The following is a 16,165-nucleotide window of genomic DNA, read 5'->3' as shown; positions in this document are numbered from 1 at the left end:
GCTCCAAAGTTGAAACCTGTTTTACTACAATCGATGATATGCTTATGTCAATTGCTGATATTCTAAGATGCTGGAATTGGTGCCTGTTTCTTACTCACGTACTTGTGTATGTTGAACATTAAAAACACTGTAATTACCAGAGCAACAAGTACCACATTACCAAGCAGAGGATAGTTTTCGATATATCCGGTACTGGTTTCAGTAACAATAAGTCCGGCAAGGAATGATCCGACACCGCCGGCTATTTGTTGAACGGACGCGTTTACCCCCATAAAAGCACCCCGATCCTGCGGTTCCGGCACGCCCGTCATGAGCGCGGAAGCAGAGATCATCCTGGCAGTAATTCCAACAAAAAGCACAACATTTAAAAGAAGGATGAGCCAGAATGGGGTCAAACCCAGATTACAATATATATAGGTCATGATGCCGGTAATCACAGAGCCGATCACAAACATTTTGTATTTACCTATTTTGTCGCTTAGCCATCCTATCAGAGGGCTGAACGCCAGCAGACAAATTCCTGTCATGAAGTATAGTAATGGCAGTTCGGAAGCCATATCGATTCCCAGGTTATGAACACCATAAGCGCTGCCAAACGGCATCAACATAAAACCACCTGTTGCCAGCAATGTAGTGGCCGCAAAAGCTCTTCGATATTGCGCCACATAAAGAATGTCCCGAAGCTTGTGAAATGCATTTTGTTGTGTCTGAATTTTTAAATGTCCAGTAATTGGTTTAAGATATATAAATATAAATATTCCAATAATTACACTCATGGCTACAATGGCTAAAAACGGCGCGTGCCAGTCGAAACGACTTGCCAGATATAAGCCAACTGGTATACCTGCGATTTGGCTCATTGCAAATGCGAGCTGCACGAAGCCCATCACGCGTCCGCGGAATTGTAGCGCGAAAAGGTCAGTAATGATGGCGTAACTTATAGAGCTCATCACACCTCCGAAGATACCGGTGACGATCCTTGCCATGAGCAGAAAATGATAATCCGGTGCGATTCCGCAAAGAAGCGTTCCGATAACAAATCCGGTGTAAAAGAAGAGCAGCATTTTTTTTCGGTCAAATTTGTCAGCAAATCCCGCTGCGATTAATCCGGAAGCGCCTGCACTAAATGCATAGGCCGAAACGACCAGTCCGAATTGTTCCGTTGAGATCGATAACTCTTTTAAAAGTATTACACTGAGCGGCTGCAAAACCATAAAATCCAATACAACCGTAAATTGGAGGAAGGCTAAAAGAGCGATAATAAAATATTGATACCTGGTAAGACCAGACGGCACTTGTTCTTGCATGTTTATTTGTTATTCTGATAGTGTAAAGATTGTTTTTTATTATGCTGATTGTGAATTACTTGTGTGGCAACAAAAGGCCGCATGTCAATATGATAAATCATCCGTTTCCCCTCATAAAAGGAGAGGGGAGCAGAATGGCATAGTATACTAACCTAATTTTGAATTTCTGGTTCAGTGATAATGAAGTTTTCTACAACTTTCTTGTTGTATCCCTTATAGCCTCCCTGGAAATCCCGACCTGCAACGTTTATAAAATCGGCCATTCTTGGGGAATTAAGTTGGTTTAGCAAAAAGTTGTAATCACCGTCGTATTTGAGAAAGTACCCTGAATAAACGGTGCAATCCGGATTCTCGGACAGGATGAAATTAGGAAACTTATTCATTGGCGAGAAAATTACTTTTTTACCGAAAGAAGTATCCAGGCCCTGTGCACGCCCAAATGCGTACCAGGCGACCTTATTCGGCTTTCCGTTGTCACGCATCAACAAAGACTGCTTCTCGCCTGATAAGTACTTGTAAGCGAGCGGGAAGAAACTCTCCAAATCACCTTCCGGAATGATTTTATTTTTGCCATCTAAATCCTTTTTGTATGGGAAAAGGATGTATTCAGTGATGGTATCTTCCGATGTTTTCAGCTTCGATCCTTTTATGATTGGCTTTAAAATGGAGCGTTCAATGGTGTAGCTGTCACCTTTTTTATTCGTAACCGAAGCAATACCGTCTTTTTCGCTGTGAATTTTAAAGAGGTACAGGTCGTCGGCAAGGGTGGTAATGCCCACTGAGATCTGGCAGATCTCCCCTAGTTTGACCCCATGAGACATTTCTGACTGAGTGACTGAAAGATGCCATTTGTTTTGGTGTTCCAGCTCAGAAAAGTGAATAAACCTGTGCAGATTGTCAGCATTCTGAGTGCCCACTTCGTATATGAAACCTGGGTTTGCTGATACTCCAAAGATGGTAATTGCAGCATAGGTCCCTGTATTTCCAAAAATGCGGACCGAACCGTAATTGGTTATTTGTTTCAGGCACTTACTGTTGCTGAAATAGGCCCGAAGCGGTCGTCCGGTTTCAGACGTAATGTAAGAATTGGGTGTAATAAATCCACATAATCCATTTTTAGTCAAAAGGTTAGCGGCTAATTGAAAAAAAGCTACATATGCATCCGTTGATCCGGATTGGCAAAACGTGTAGGTATTTCGAATGTGTTTTCTTTGTTCAGCAGGTAAATGCTGTATTCTGATGTAGGGCGGATTGCCAACAATGAGATCGAATTTTCGTTTGGTCCCTAACTCTTTCAAAGCGTCTTTTAGTAGGAGATTCCATTTGATTTTGAAAGGAAGATCTTTCAAAAGTTCATCAAGATTGCTACGGCATAATGCAATGGCATCCGGATCAATGTCCCATCCTGTAATACTAGCTAAACGCTTTTTGAGGTGCTGAACCGGTGTGGTCTCTATAATGTGTTTGGCAATCGGGACAAGAAAACGACCGTCGCCACAGGCGGGATCAAGTATTTTTTTGCTTTCGAAATCAGCTTTGTAAAATCCTGTATCACAGAGAATTTTCTCTACCACAAACAGAGGTGTATATATTTGGCCAAGTAGTTTTTTCTTATCGTAAGTACGTGTTTGTGAGGCCATTTATAGGGACGATAGCGTTGTAGCTCTCGTCTGTTATTCGTAACTGAACTTAGAGTAGCGACTCAAATATACTCGTATAATTCAGTTTTTCAAATGACATACTTTGAAGCCGGGAAGCTTTTGAATATAATTTGTTACCACAGGCGGAGCTATTTCTGAGAACAAGATCTCATAGGTATCCTGGTGAAATGTGAAATAAGTTTTGTCGCTTCTGATCCGCTTTGTACCTGCCTTGTAAAGTTTTCCCAGTTCACCTTTTTCAAGGGATTGCTTATCTATAAAACCAAGCAGGGATGCGGTTGTTCCGTTTTGCTCAGATTGGTGAAAGGAAATACAAAAGTAGTGTGACGTCTTGGATCCTGGCTTGTGAAGCTGTGAAGCCGGAATGTTGAGTACATAATCGGAAGCAAGATTGCCGGAAATCCGCTTCATGGATTTAATATCCAGAGAAAAAACGTCTTCGCCTGCCGAAATCAAAAAATCCTGTCCCCAATCCTGACCGTCGGTTGCACCAAAAGATCGGGTGGGGCGGGGAAGGTGATAGGTGTCGGCAAACACAACTTCGCCGAGACTTCCTGTAAAACGCATCATCCGGGTTCTGGAAAGTTCGGTTTCGTGCTTATCCCAAATGTTGGAGACATGGTGATGGCGAAGTGAGTGCTCAACCAGTTGTCGGGCAAAAAGCCTCTGATTTTCTGTTACAGAGATTTGGACGTACGAGCCATTGCTCAGAATAATTTGCTCCATGCAAATCTAATAGCTAGTAAAGTGAGCACAAAACCTATTAAAATGACGCTAAAAGGAACGTAAGTAAATGCTACTAAGCGGATTCTGTCGAAGAACCACATTACACCAATCAAGGCTGTGATGAGTGTGAGAAAACCCGAAATTTTGCCAAAACCAGGAATTAAGGAGAAAGGTATTTTACTTTTTACCAACATCAGTGACAAAACCATTGAAATGACAGGAAGAAACTGAAGTATGATATTTGCCTGCCAGATGCTTTGCCTTTCGAATAAAAATAAATACATATTCAGAGTTACTGCAAAAACGCCTGGTATACATATGGCATAAACCAGAACTGCATAAACATAACTCCAAAATTTGACTTCACGGCTGCCAGTTGACACTAATCCGATAATCCAGGTTACAATTGGCAATAGTAGAAAGTACAGCGCAACCGGCCAGGGATTTTCCGAAATGTAATTAAAAAGTTGAGATAGAGTCATTGAAACTACAAATAGGGTATAATAAATAAAGGAGAAATGTCGTACGCTAAAAATACTTAGCTGCAACATTTCTCCTCTTCTGTGGTTCAAGATTTTAAAGTGCTAACAAAAATCCAATTGTAAAGTTAGCATCCCAGTCGAATACAAACTGTTTACATTCGGTCGCATCTGTTATGGATTTATAAATGTTAATTCCCGCTTTTGACTTGGCGTTAGTTAATTTACTATATGCAAGTGGTGCGCTAAGCGTTGTAAATCTTTCTTTTCCTTTGCGAACTTCCTTTGCCATCTCAAATGGAACCCCACCAATGATGAAACAAGTATTTCTAAGGTCGGCAGGCACCTGTTTAGCTTTCGCACTCACTTCCTGATACACTTTTGTATCGTCGGTGCCATCCTGAAAGTACTTCGCCCCATAGGTTTCCAGAGCACTTACACGTCCGTTTTTTATCCAGGAAACTTTGGTGTTTCCTGATCCGATATCTACCACAAAGGCTTTGTCTGCATAATCCTGCGGTAGTACCGATTTCAGAGCAAGCTGACCTTCCTGTTCTGCTGTTACCTGGTTCACTACGTAATTGAGCGATTTCAACGCTTTGGTAATCTTCTGTGTCACTTCTGCTTTCGCTGCTCCTGAACTTACTACGAAATGTATTTCTCGCGCGCCAACACCATAATCAAGCATGGTCCCGATATACTTCTTAAGACCAATTCTTACATCTTCGTCCGTAGCCATGTTTTCTGTCACAAGGCTGTTTCCAAACTCCGATTTTTCCAGACTCCACCTTTTTTCGCTGTCTACCTTAATGATAAAGGAATTGAATCCGCTTGCTCCCAATTCTACGACGCCTTTGAGTTTGCCATTCACAGGAGCGGGAGGAGTATAGTTAAAAGCCTGTCTCGGTGTATCTGTAGCTTCTGTGTCACTGCCTGGGCTTTCTGCCGGGCTGGCTGCCTCGCTATTGGTGGTTGCATCTGTCATTGGTGACTGCGCCCGATCTGTCGCCATCTGTTCTATCGCGTTCTGCCCACCCAGATATTTGTAACCGAGAAATAATGCTCCCAGTATCAAAGCGGTTATCATTAGTCTTCCTGCAACTGTCAGTCTTTTCATATTGTTACAAATGTTAATTATGTATAATTTATAAATGTATTTTATTATTTAATTTAGTAAATTAATCCAGAAGTCCCTTATAGCTGGAGTCTTTGGGAGTACCAGTCGTTGTACTGCGGCTTGCCGATGTTTGTGGTGCATCCAGCTGAATCAGTTTAAACTCTCCGTGATTGTAAGCTTCCAGCATCGCCTGACCTTTGTCGGATAATAGACCGTTTTGTACGTCAACGCCGTTGATAAAGTCCAGTGATAGATCCATTGCTCTTTTCATTTCTCCCAATTTCTGGCTCATATCATCCTGAATGTATTCCATGGACTCGTCAAAATAGAATTTCTTGTCGGGATTACCCTTGAAAATACTTACTGCGGTGCGTAAAGCATTGGAGCTCTCCTTTACAATTCTATATTCAGCCTCTTTGAGTTTTACTTTAATTTCTGTCTCTTTGATAATGTAGTCGGCGCTTTTGTTCACTTTTTCCATGAATTCGAGGACGGTTTTCATGTTGCGTTGCAGCGGGAAAAGTTTCTCGTTCATTTCCTGCAATCCCGCGCCTTCAATGGTAGCCAGGGAAGCAGTTTCTTTCATTCCCGGCCTGTCCAGCATGGTGCCGGCTTTGTTTGCTTCTGCAAATTTCTGCTTGATCTGCTCATTGTTTTCATTGATATTCTTATTCAGTTTTACGAGCTGACCAGCAAGGGTGTTGATCTGTCCCTGCATCTTTTCGCGCTTCTCTTTCAGATCGTCGATGTAGATCTTCATAATAGCGATAGGATCAAGCTTGATAATAAGTCCCGTTATTTTTCTCATCAGCGTTTTGAATAGAAAAAATACCGCTGTGCGGACGTCTTTGCTTGTAAACAGGAAAATAAGCACAGCCAGAACAGCCATCAAGAAGCCCAGATACAACGTGTTCTGTGTTACCTCGATAAGAAAAGCGGCGATTTTATTCCAATAGTAAAGGACGCCTGCACCTGCCGCCCCCATAAAAAGAAGCGATGTGACACCCTCGGGCTTGCTCCAATACGAACGCCGTGAAGCATCTTCCTGAGAACCGCCAATTTGACTAAAATCTGGTGTTGCCATAGTTGAGTTTATTTATATTTTAAAATTTGTTAACAGTTAATCGCTTAATTAACAATAGTTTAGCTTTGTGAATTGTGGTTTTTGACGCTACTTAAGATACTTATTGATCTGTTCGAGGTCTGATTTAATTTGTTCAACGAAACTTTTGTAAGTGAGCTCAAAGCTGTCTTTGTTAAGATTTATTTTAGAACTTTGCTCGGTGATCTCACCGGAAATCTGTCCAAGCCTGTTTTTATTTTCCTCCATTTTTTTCTGAAGGTCGGCCATCTGTTGTGTGATAGAGGTGTTGCTGTCTTCCAGTTTTTTATGCTCTTGCTGCAAAGCCCCTACACGATCGTTGATTGCTTTTTCTACATCCTTTAAAAATGCTGCCCGATCCTTATCTAAAATGCCCAGATATTGCCCGGCAGAGGTGGTCAGTATGGCGGTGTCTTTAACGCCTCCCATTGCCTTGAAACTAGCCCATGCTGCCTGGAAAAGCTTATCTTCGGAGAGTCCGAGACCCTCCATGCTCTTGAGTGCCTGCTTGTATTCGAAATAATCCGGTCCGGGGAGATTGGCTTTTTCGAGAAGATCAACAAAATGATCCACAAACTTGCGATCTACCTGGGCTGTACCTGCTAAATTAGATACAGTAGGAGATGGAGCGGGCTGCGGAACTTCTTTGTTTGCAGGGGGCGTTATCGCAGTTTGCTCTTGCTCATCGTTTTCCTTGATAAAAAAGCTAAGGATCTTTCGTCCAATACCTTGTTCAGAATCTGCCATAGTCAGTAATAAGTGTTTAGATTCATCAATATCTTATCTCAATATTACTAAATTCCAAAGGATTTAATGATGTGGGTTAGTTACAGGTGGCAGCCTGCAATGATGGAATGTCGTAGACTTGGATGAGTTTTTCGGCAGACCGTTCCTAATTGTTACTTTTGCGAAAATTTAAAAAGCCGATATTGTCATTGGATGACATGTGTCATGATTCATTTCAGAATTGTTACCGACCTTGCGGACGGGTAAATTAATCAGGAGGCTGAACTTTATATGAGTAGTCAAGATCTTCACGAGATTTAGTAATTAGTATTCATTTGTTCCTATACTTATGTTAAAATTAGGTTTTAATAGTGCCATTCTTGCAGATTTCAGCTTTGAGCACGTAGTCCGTTTTGCAGGAAATCATGGTTTTTCGTGTGTAGAAATGATGTGCTGGCCGGCAGACAATACCGATAGCCGTCGCTATGCGGGTGTCACACATGTAGACGTGCTTAGTTTGACTGATAAAAAAGTAGCAGAGATTAAGTATACACTTAAAGAGGCTCAGATTTCTATCTCAGCACTAGGCTATTATCCAAATCCGTTGGATCCCGATCCAAACCGTTCCGAATTTTACATTGAGCATATAAAAGAGGTTATTCGCGGGGCGGCCAAACTCGGTATTCCTGTGATAACGACCTTTATAGGAAGAAATCCTGCAAAGAGTATAAAGGAAAATCTGGTGCAGTTTGCAGATGTCTGGCCGGCAATTGTAAAGGTTGCAGAGGAAAATAACATTAAACTGGCAATAGAGAATTGCCCGATGTTCTTTACAGATGATGAATGGCCGGGAGGAAAAAACCTGGCGATAAGCCCGGCCGTGTGGGACAGAATGTTTGAAATTATCCCAAATCCTGTATTCGGCCTGAATTATGATCCCTCGCACATGATATGGCAAATGATGGACGAGATAAAGCCAATTTATGCATACAAGGATAGACTGCATCACATTCACTTAAAGGATGCCAAATTGTATAGAGACAAACTGGACAGGGTAGGGATCATGGCTAATCCGTTAGAATATCATTCGCCCAAGTTGCCTGGGCTTGGAGATGTGAACTGGCGTGGCTTTTTCGCAGCGTTAACGGACGTTCGTTACCGCGGTCCTGTGGTGATCGAGGTAGAAGACAAGGCGTATGAAGGCAACGTAGACGATGTTACAACTGCAATACTCACAAGCCGTAATTATTTAAAGCAGTTTTTAGGTTAATTTTTAAAAGGCTAAAATTCAGTTACTTATGAATAAAATTTAACAGTGTTAAGTAATTATAACACTGCAATAAGCAGTCAAATCCCACATATATTGAAATCAGGAACAAAAAACGGGCGTCAGCAAAGTTGCTGACGCCCGTTTTTTGTTGATATTATTATTGAATCAACTTCGCTTTTGAAGAGAGTATTGCTGTGAGTGACGCAAGCAAAGCGACAATTGCAAATGACCAGCGCAGATCGGCGAATTGAGCTACAATACCAATCAACGGAGGTCCGATAAGGAATCCGATGAAGCTGATGGATGAAACCGCTGCAAGTGCCATTCCTGCCGACATGGTGGTTGATCTTCCTGCTGCACTATATACCAAGGGAACGACTGATGAAACTCCAAAACCAACCAGTAAAAACCCGATAGTAGCTGTGATCAGAAATGGGAAGATCACTGCAATTGCCAATCCTGTTCCCATGAGTAGACCACTTATTTGAAGCATCTTCTTTCTTCCGATGCGGTTAGCCAGGTAATCTCCTGCAAAACGTCCGCCTGTCATGGTTCCCATAAAAGCAACGTAACCTAGCATTTTCATTGATTCATCTACATGTACAGCTTCCTGGAAATAAACCCCGCTCCAATCGAACATCGCTCCTTCACAAACCATAGCACAAAATCCAATCAAACCGATTATAAGCAAATCTTTGTCTGGCTTTACAAACATCGGCTGAGCTTCACCTTGTTGCTTTTCGCTATCCGACATGGTGTGTTTGTAAGCAGTAAATATGATTCCAAATGCGATTACTGCAATCACAATGAAATGTATTTGCGGTGGTATGTTCACCGAAATAAACAGATAGCCAATCACTGCGCTAATAAAACCAGCAAGGCTCCATAAGCCGTGAAAGGAAGCCATGATAGATTTGCCGTAAACTTGCTCAACAGCTACTGCCTGTGTGTTGATGGCAATATTGGTCAGGTTTCCCCATAGACCGAAAGCAAAAAGTACTATAACCAATTGCTCTGTACGGGTAACAAAACCAATGAACGCCAGCGTAGTTGAGTAAAGTATGGCACCAATCAGCACCATTTTTTTACTGCCGTAATGCGTAACCATCCATCCGGAAATGGGCAAACTTGCCATTAATCCCAAAGGCAGCGCCAATAGAACAGTACCTAGTCCACCCTCTGTAAGGTGAAGCATGTTTTTAATATCAGGGATTCGGCTTGCCCAGGCAGCAAAGCTCAGGCCCTGCACAAAGAAAAAAGCTGCAACGGCAATACGCAGGTATTTTCTGGAATCTGATGGAGCAAATATTGAATAATTCATAGGAGTGAAATTTTACCGTCTTGTACTTCCGGTGTTAAAATCAGATATTGATATATAATTTTTTTTAGATTCTTTTCGTGTCAGGCTGTGTCGTTAGCTCCCATAAGGTTGATTGAAGAACTTCCAGCTGCAAAATTAACATATACTCAACCATATAGATTCATTTAAATTGTACTTTTTTAATAATATTAGAAAGTACTTGTTGTATATTTTCAAGAATTTTAATTTTTGTAAATAAATAAGATCACAACTACTGATTATGTAAGGAAACAGGCTATCAAATACTACCTTTTTTTGGCTTAAGTTGATCCTATTTGGTGTATTGGTTTTGATTGCAGAAAGGAGTGGAGCTTCAAGAATTTTGATGGGTCGCATAGGGGTTCATTTTTTCTGAATTGTCTGAAAGGAAACAACTCAGAAATCATGAAAAATCGATTTACAAAACTTACACTGACTTGGCTGGTGCTATTTTCAGGTGTTGTACATGCCCAGGAGAATGAAACCATCTTCAGGAAATCTCCAATTCAGCGTTCTGGCGGATACGTTGCGCTATCAAACAAATTCACTTCTATAAATGGCGAGTTTGCAAACATGCCCGGAATTTATGGCGGCTGGTTTATCAATAGGAAATTGATGCTTGGTGTGGGGGCAGCAGCGACAACCAACTACATTCCGGTTCCGTCTTCATTCAGCAATTTTCCTGGCGATAAAATGACCTATCAATATGGACAGTTCGGTTTAATGACCGAATATGTGGTTGCATCTACCAGGAAGGTCCATCTGGCAGTAAATTTGTTGACAGGCAGCGGGTTTACAATGCAGTACGACAGGAGGGATTTTGACGACTGGGATTTTGATGATTACGAAGAGGATCCCAACTTCTTCTTCCTGATGGAGCCCGGCGTTCAGGTGGAGTTTAACTTATTGAAGTGGATGCGTTTCAGTCCGGGAGTTTCTTACAGACGGGCATTTGGAAGTAACAGCAATGGATTATCGGATTCTGATCTTAGCAATATGTCTTACAACCTTACTGTGAAATTTGGTTTTTTCTGATTTGTTGGTTCTTAATATACTGATTACAAGCCAGTATGCTATTGCAAAGCACTGCTCGTTTAAAGCCTGTTCCGGACGCACCGGGGCAGGCTTTTTTTGTAATCAACATCAGGAGAATGATGAGTTTAATTACAGTCATTTTATTCGAAGCAATATTTAAAGTAAATTGAGAATTGAAAATGCTTATCGGTCCTGGGAATTGAGATAATTTACGATTTCTGAACCCTTGGGAACAGAAATTGTAGGGATGTTATAATGATCCCATTATTTAGATTAAACTGTGCGTTAATGAAATCCTTCAACTTTGGGCTGTTGCTCTCAATGATACTGCTTTCATCTTTTGGTGCAAATGCACAGAATAACATTTACGATGTTATTGTGGCGGGGCGTACGATTGGTTCTCTTAAGGTATTTGATAGCCAATCAGATACAGATACAGAAATTCAGAGGATTGAGTCGGATTTTAAAATTTTGTTTTATTCGGGGAAGTTTTCTACACAGGCAAGTTTTGTCCAGGGGAAATTAATGACTGCTGTTTCTGCCCATGAGGTAAACGGGGATGTGAAAGAAAAGACGCATACTAAAAACGTTGCAAAGACTTCTAATTACACCGTTTCATTTTCTGGCGAAGATGGGGAAAAGAAGCCTTCCAAAGAGTTTAATGAGCCAATCCTAAATACGGTGACGAGTCTATATTACAAAGAGCCGATTAATATTACTGAGGTTTACTCCGAGAGATACGGGCAAATGTGTAACGTTAAGAAGGTTTCGGATGGAAATTACAGTGTTTCCCTGCCCGATGGTAAGCAGGGTGTGTATACCTATAAAAACGGGCTTTGCCGGGAAGTTAAGACAGATCTCGCCGGTTTCAAGCTTCGCATTGTTCTGAATCCTGCTAAGAACTCTTTGTATTGATTATCGCAAAAGAGTTTAAAGTGCAACGGTTTTCAGATTCTTAACTTCCGAGTTATTCCTGACTTCTTCTGTAACGGTTTTAAGGAACACATCTCCAACCTTTACATCTCCAAAAATTTCTGTTTTGTTGTCCGCGCTTGCTCCCGATTTAACAGGGATCCAAACCGTTTTGTTTCCTTCTACTTTAATCAGATAAGTACCTTCCGCAGAATTCAACACGGCTGTTTTGGGGACTATGAACGAATCCGTCCCACGACTTAGCGGGATAGAAACTTCGGCAATCATTCCCGGCAGCAACTTTTTATCGTTATTAATCACATCCATTTCCACGCGTTGCGACCTCAGGCGTGTATCCAGTGCTCCTGCCATACGTGATACCTTTGCAGGAAAGTTAACATTAGGCAATGCTTTCACCTTGAAATTTACCTTGCTATCAGGAGTGAGATAGCTATTGTAAGCCTCAGGCACACTCACCACAAGTCTGAGCTTTCGCTGCTCTACAAGTGTGAATAAAGGAAATTCAGAGCCTTTTCCTGATGGCCCGACGAAAGCTCCTGCACTCACATTTCTTGCACTGATTACACCATTGAATGGCGCCCTTATTTCCAGATAGTTGCGGGTATCGCTCACTTCCTTGCTCACCGAGCGCGCGGCTTCCAACTGAGCCAGATCTGAATTTTGTTTGGCAAGGGCCAGATCAAGGTCATTTTGCGAGACGGTACCCGGCGTCTTACTGGTTTCCAAAAGTCTGTCATAACTTGCCTTACTGGCGAGGTAGATAGCTTCCTGGGATTTTAGGCGGGAAGTACTGCTGGCATATTGAGCTGAAAGTTCAGGAGCTTCCATGGTAGCGAGCAGTTGTCCTTGCCGCACTTCCGTGCCTACATCTACATGTAGCTTTTTTACAAAACTGCTCACTTTCGCATAAAGATCCACCTGCTGAAAAGCAATTAATTCTCCTGGTATCTGGAGATTTGATGAAAGTGTGCCCTTTTGAAGTACAAAACCCTCAGTAACAACTTCCTTTGCAGGCTCTTTACTTGCTATTTCTTCTTCCTTTTTTGCTTCACTTTTACCACAGTTTTGCAAGCTGATCATGCAAGTTGCAAGTAGAAAAGCAGATGTTAGTTTTGATGCGTACTTCATTATAATAAGTTTAGGCAGTTTGATATTTTACTGATTTACAGGAACGTAAAATTTGCTTTCTTTATCCTCCGGATCCAGCGATACGCTTTGTGTGGAAGCTTTGCCTTGCGCCCATGCAAATGCAAGCGGTAGGATGAACAAGGCCGCAAATGTGGAAGCAATTAGTCCTCCAACTACTGCACGACCCAAAGGCGAGGATTGATCACCGGCTTCGCCCAATCCGCTTGCCATCGGGATCATACCCATTACCATGGCGACGGCTGTCATAAGAATTGGCCTTAAACGCAAGGAGGCTGACTCTTTCGCCGACGCTATGGCATCCCCGTTATACTTTCGCAATTCTTCCGCATTGGTTACCAGCAGCACTGCGTTAGAAATGGACACACCCACGGACATGATGATTCCCATATAGGATTGCAGGTTGAGTGTTGAACCTGTAATCATAAGCAGTGCCAAAGAACCTAAAATTACAACCGGAACAGTTGCAAGTACAACTGCTGAAACTTTAAATGACTGAAAATTAGCAGCAAGCATCAGGAATATCACTACAATTGCTACGATAAGACCGTTCTGCAAACTATCGAGTGTATCCGTCAAAGTTTGACTAAGACCGATGAGTTCTACGCTTAATCCGCGGGGAAGTTCTCCAAGTGAAGCAATGGCCGACTGTACATCTGCTTTCGCCACACCAAGATCCTTGTCGTTGAGGTTCGCAGTTACAGACAAGATTGGAAGTGCGCCAAGGTTATCATTTTCTCCATATGTGGAATCAGGCGTAATTGTGGCAACGTCATGTAAAATAGGCCGGGTGGAGTTTCTGAGTAGGGGAATTTCTCCGATATCATTAATACTCAGCATTTTGTTCTCCGGTATCTGGACCTGTACCGCATAACTAAATCCACCTTTTTCATCTACCCATATATTTTTATCAGTATACCTGGAAGAAGATGTGGATGCTGTGAGTGATCGCGAAATATCGGTCATGTCCACGCCCAACTGCGCCGCACGAATCCGATCCACTTCAATATTTATGGATGGATATTTGTTCGACTGCCCCAACTGGACGTCACGCAGGTAGGAGATTTCTTTAAGTTTGGCAATAATCTTCCTTGCATATTCTTCATTGAGCTGCTTGTTTCTCCCCGACATTCTTACCTCAATAGGCGTAGGTGAGCCCTGGCTTAATATCTTGTCTGTCAGTTCAATGGGTTCGAATGAAAGTTTAAGATCCGGAACGGTTTCACTTACCCGTTTTCTTATCTTTTCCTTCAATTCATCAAGGTCAGTATGAAAGCCCTCTTTGAAGGCTACCTGAACCACTGCTTCCTGAGGGCCAGCCATCCATAAATAAATAGGACTGATTGAAAATAATCCCGGATGTTGTCCGACATACGCCGAAGTAACAGCCACATTTTCTTTACCTACAAGCTCATTAATAATGTCAATGGTTTTGAGCGTTTTCTGCTCGGTTCGCTCAATTCGGGTACCTTCTGATGCACGAAGTCTTACCTGAAATTGTCCGCCGTTTACCTTTGGCAACACGTCTTTCCCGATATTGGTCACCAAAAGACCAGCTATCGCTGTGGTAACAACCAGATAACCAATTACAATGGGTTTGCGATACGGCATCATACGGTTGATGAAACGTATAAATCGTGTTCTCAATCTTTCAAAAAAACTGATTTTGCCGTTGCTATCTAAATCGGCTTTTTCTGCCAGATGTTGCTTTTGCTCAGCACTGTTTCTTCCAATTCCGGCAGCTACAAACTCTTCGGCATCAGTCATTTCTGTACCATCAGATTTTTTATGATGTTTTACTTTCATGATCCAGTTGGCCATTACCGGTACAAAAGTTTGCGCCAGGAAATAGGAAACGATCATACTGAAACCAATGGCTAACGCGAGCGGAAGAAACAAAGAACCCGGAATGCCGCCCATTGTGAAAGCAGGGGCAAAAACGGCCAGAATACAGAATAGAATAAGCAGTTTAGGAAAAGCAATTTCCTGACAGGCATCCCAAATAGCCAGCGCCTTGGGTTTCCCCATATCGAAATGTTGATGTATGTTCTCAATGGTAACCGTACTTTCATCTACCAGGATACCAATCGCCAAAGCAAGTCCGCTTAGGGTCATGATGTTGATGGTTTGCCCGAAAAGATTTAAAAACAAAACACCCGCAATGATTGAAGTAGGTATGGTCAGGATCACAATAAGTGCGCCTCTTGCGTCGCCAAGGAATAGTAAAACCATTAAGCCTGTGAGGATCGCACCAATGACTCCCTCAGTAAGCAGACTCATAACAGAGTTCATTACATACACCGACTGGTCAAATTCGTAACTTACTTTCACGTCATCGGGTAGTGTACTTTGGATTTTTGGCAAAGCTTTCTTCAAATTCTGAACCACTTCCCAGGTCGATGCGTCCGCACCTTTGGCAATACTGAGGTAAACAGATCTCTTGCCATTGACAAGTCCGTAGCCAGAGGTGATATCAGCTGCATCCTCAACCGTGGCCACATCCCGGAGGTACAGATTCTGAACATTTCCCTTGAACAATGGTATGGTTTCAAAATCCTTTACCGTGCGAATGGTTGTGTTGGTAGGGGTAATATAGTTCTTGTCGCCGATACGAACATTTCCCGAAGGAGCAGTCTGGTTGTTCAACCTGATGGCTTCTACCAACTGATCCACTGTCATGTTGTGCGAACGAAGCAGTTCCGGATCCGCCTTCACTACAATGGTTCGCTGATTTCCCCCAAAAGGTGGCGCAGAAACCAAACCGGGGATCTGGGTAAATGAGGAACGAACATATACGTTTGCCAGATCAAGCAGCTCATTATTGGACCGCGTTTCACTGGACAATACCAACTGACCAACAGGCAGGGTAGAGGCGTCGAACCGGATTATGAACGGCGGATTGGAACCCGGAGGGAATATCGCCTGAAGACGGTTGGTAAATGCGCTGAGCTCGGCAGAGGCCTGTGCCATATTCGTGCCCGGATAAAAACTCAGTTTCATCAGGGTAAGTCCTTGTGTATTTTTGGTTTCAATAGTCTTGATACCGTTCACATACAAAAGAATGTTGACATACTGTTTTCCGAAAAAAGTCTCCATTTGATTGGGAGTATATCCGCCAAACGGGTGAGCAATGTACATCACCGGAAGATCCAGTTTTGGGAAAATATCTACCTTGATGGTTCGCACGGCATTTATCCCAAAGAAAAACAAGGCCGCTACTATCACGATGATGGTGATGGGCTTGCGAAGTGCGAAACGAATTAAATCCATATTACGAGGCTTATATATCAGGGAATAGTCTATGTGATTACCCCAGGGTGTAAG

Annotated in this window: 13 protein-coding genes; 3 read left to right on the top strand and 10 right to left on the bottom strand. The window is 42.4% G+C overall.

Annotated features, from left to right (window positions below):
* Window positions 1–62 precede the first annotated feature (62 nt).
* The 7 genes from LZG71_RS03465 to LZG71_RS03435 all read right to left on the bottom strand — a co-directional run bounded on the left by LZG71_RS03465 (window position 63) and on the right by LZG71_RS03435 (window position 7,139).
* Window positions 63–1,307 (bottom strand): MFS transporter, encoded by a 1,245-nt coding sequence (locus tag LZG71_RS03465; protein WP_233817012.1) that lies wholly within the window; start codon window positions 1,305–1,307, stop codon window positions 63–65.
* A 152-nt stretch (window positions 1,308–1,459) separates the two neighbouring features.
* Complete coding sequence (locus LZG71_RS03460) at window positions 1,460–2,947, bottom strand: class I SAM-dependent DNA methyltransferase (RefSeq protein ID WP_233817010.1); 1,488 nt, start codon at window positions 2,945–2,947, stop codon at window positions 1,460–1,462.
* A gap of 81 nt (window positions 2,948–3,028) precedes the next feature.
* On the bottom strand, window positions 3,029–3,694 hold the full coding sequence (locus LZG71_RS03455) for a hypothetical protein (RefSeq protein ID WP_233817008.1): 666 nt from the start codon (window positions 3,692–3,694) through the stop codon (window positions 3,029–3,031).
* Window positions 3,676–4,176, bottom strand: a complete 501-nt coding sequence (locus LZG71_RS03450) for a hypothetical protein (protein WP_233817006.1) — start codon at window positions 4,174–4,176, stop codon at window positions 3,676–3,678. Before LZG71_RS03450 ends, LZG71_RS03455 begins: the two co-directional genes overlap by 19 nt.
* A gap of 94 nt (window positions 4,177–4,270) precedes the next feature.
* Window positions 4,271–5,290, bottom strand: coding sequence for a hypothetical protein (locus tag LZG71_RS03445; protein ID WP_233817004.1), 1,020 nt, complete (start codon window positions 5,288–5,290; stop codon window positions 4,271–4,273).
* Window positions 5,291–5,351: 61 nt separating this feature from the next.
* A complete protein-coding gene (locus LZG71_RS03440) occupies window positions 5,352–6,374 on the bottom strand; it encodes a hypothetical protein (protein WP_233817002.1) in 1,023 nt (340 codons plus the stop codon).
* Window positions 6,375–6,461: 87 nt separating this feature from the next.
* Complete coding sequence (locus LZG71_RS03435) at window positions 6,462–7,139, bottom strand: hypothetical protein (RefSeq protein ID WP_233817000.1); 678 nt, start codon at window positions 7,137–7,139, stop codon at window positions 6,462–6,464.
* A 328-nt stretch (window positions 7,140–7,467) separates the two neighbouring features.
* On the opposite strand from LZG71_RS03435, the gene LZG71_RS03430 reads away from it, so the two are divergent.
* Window positions 7,468–8,388, top strand: coding sequence for a sugar phosphate isomerase/epimerase (locus tag LZG71_RS03430; protein WP_233816998.1), 921 nt, complete (start codon window positions 7,468–7,470; stop codon window positions 8,386–8,388).
* Window positions 8,389–8,545: 157 nt separating this feature from the next.
* Here LZG71_RS03430 and LZG71_RS03425 read toward each other — a convergent pair whose 3' ends face one another.
* Window positions 8,546–9,709, bottom strand: coding sequence for an MFS transporter (locus LZG71_RS03425; RefSeq protein ID WP_233816996.1), 1,164 nt, complete (start codon window positions 9,707–9,709; stop codon window positions 8,546–8,548).
* 423 nt (window positions 9,710–10,132) lie between these two features.
* Between LZG71_RS03425 and LZG71_RS03420 the strand changes: the two genes are divergently transcribed.
* Together LZG71_RS03420 and LZG71_RS03415 are read left to right on the top strand one after the other, a co-directional pair.
* Complete coding sequence (locus tag LZG71_RS03420) at window positions 10,133–10,762, top strand: hypothetical protein (protein ID WP_233816994.1); 630 nt, start codon at window positions 10,133–10,135, stop codon at window positions 10,760–10,762.
* A gap of 288 nt (window positions 10,763–11,050) precedes the next feature.
* Window positions 11,051–11,677: a DUF6134 family protein gene (locus LZG71_RS03415; protein WP_233816992.1), complete on the top strand. Its 627-nt coding sequence runs from the start codon at window positions 11,051–11,053 to the stop codon at window positions 11,675–11,677.
* Window positions 11,678–11,692: 15 nt separating this feature from the next.
* On the opposite strand, the gene LZG71_RS03410 is transcribed toward LZG71_RS03415, so the two are convergent.
* Entirely contained in the window at window positions 11,693–12,823 is a 1,131-nt protein-coding gene (locus tag LZG71_RS03410) for an efflux RND transporter periplasmic adaptor subunit (protein WP_233816990.1), read from the bottom strand.
* A gap of 27 nt (window positions 12,824–12,850) precedes the next feature.
* Window positions 12,851–16,111, bottom strand: coding sequence for an efflux RND transporter permease subunit (locus LZG71_RS03405; RefSeq protein WP_233816988.1), 3,261 nt, complete (start codon window positions 16,109–16,111; stop codon window positions 12,851–12,853).
* Window positions 16,112–16,165: the final 54 nt, after the last annotated feature.

The organism is Dyadobacter sp. CY312 (assembly GCF_021390535.1).
Classification (GTDB): Bacteria; Bacteroidota; Bacteroidia; order Cytophagales; family Spirosomataceae; genus Dyadobacter.
Note: the sequence above shows the minus strand (reverse complement) of the source record. Positions and strands in the feature narration are given on the sequence as shown.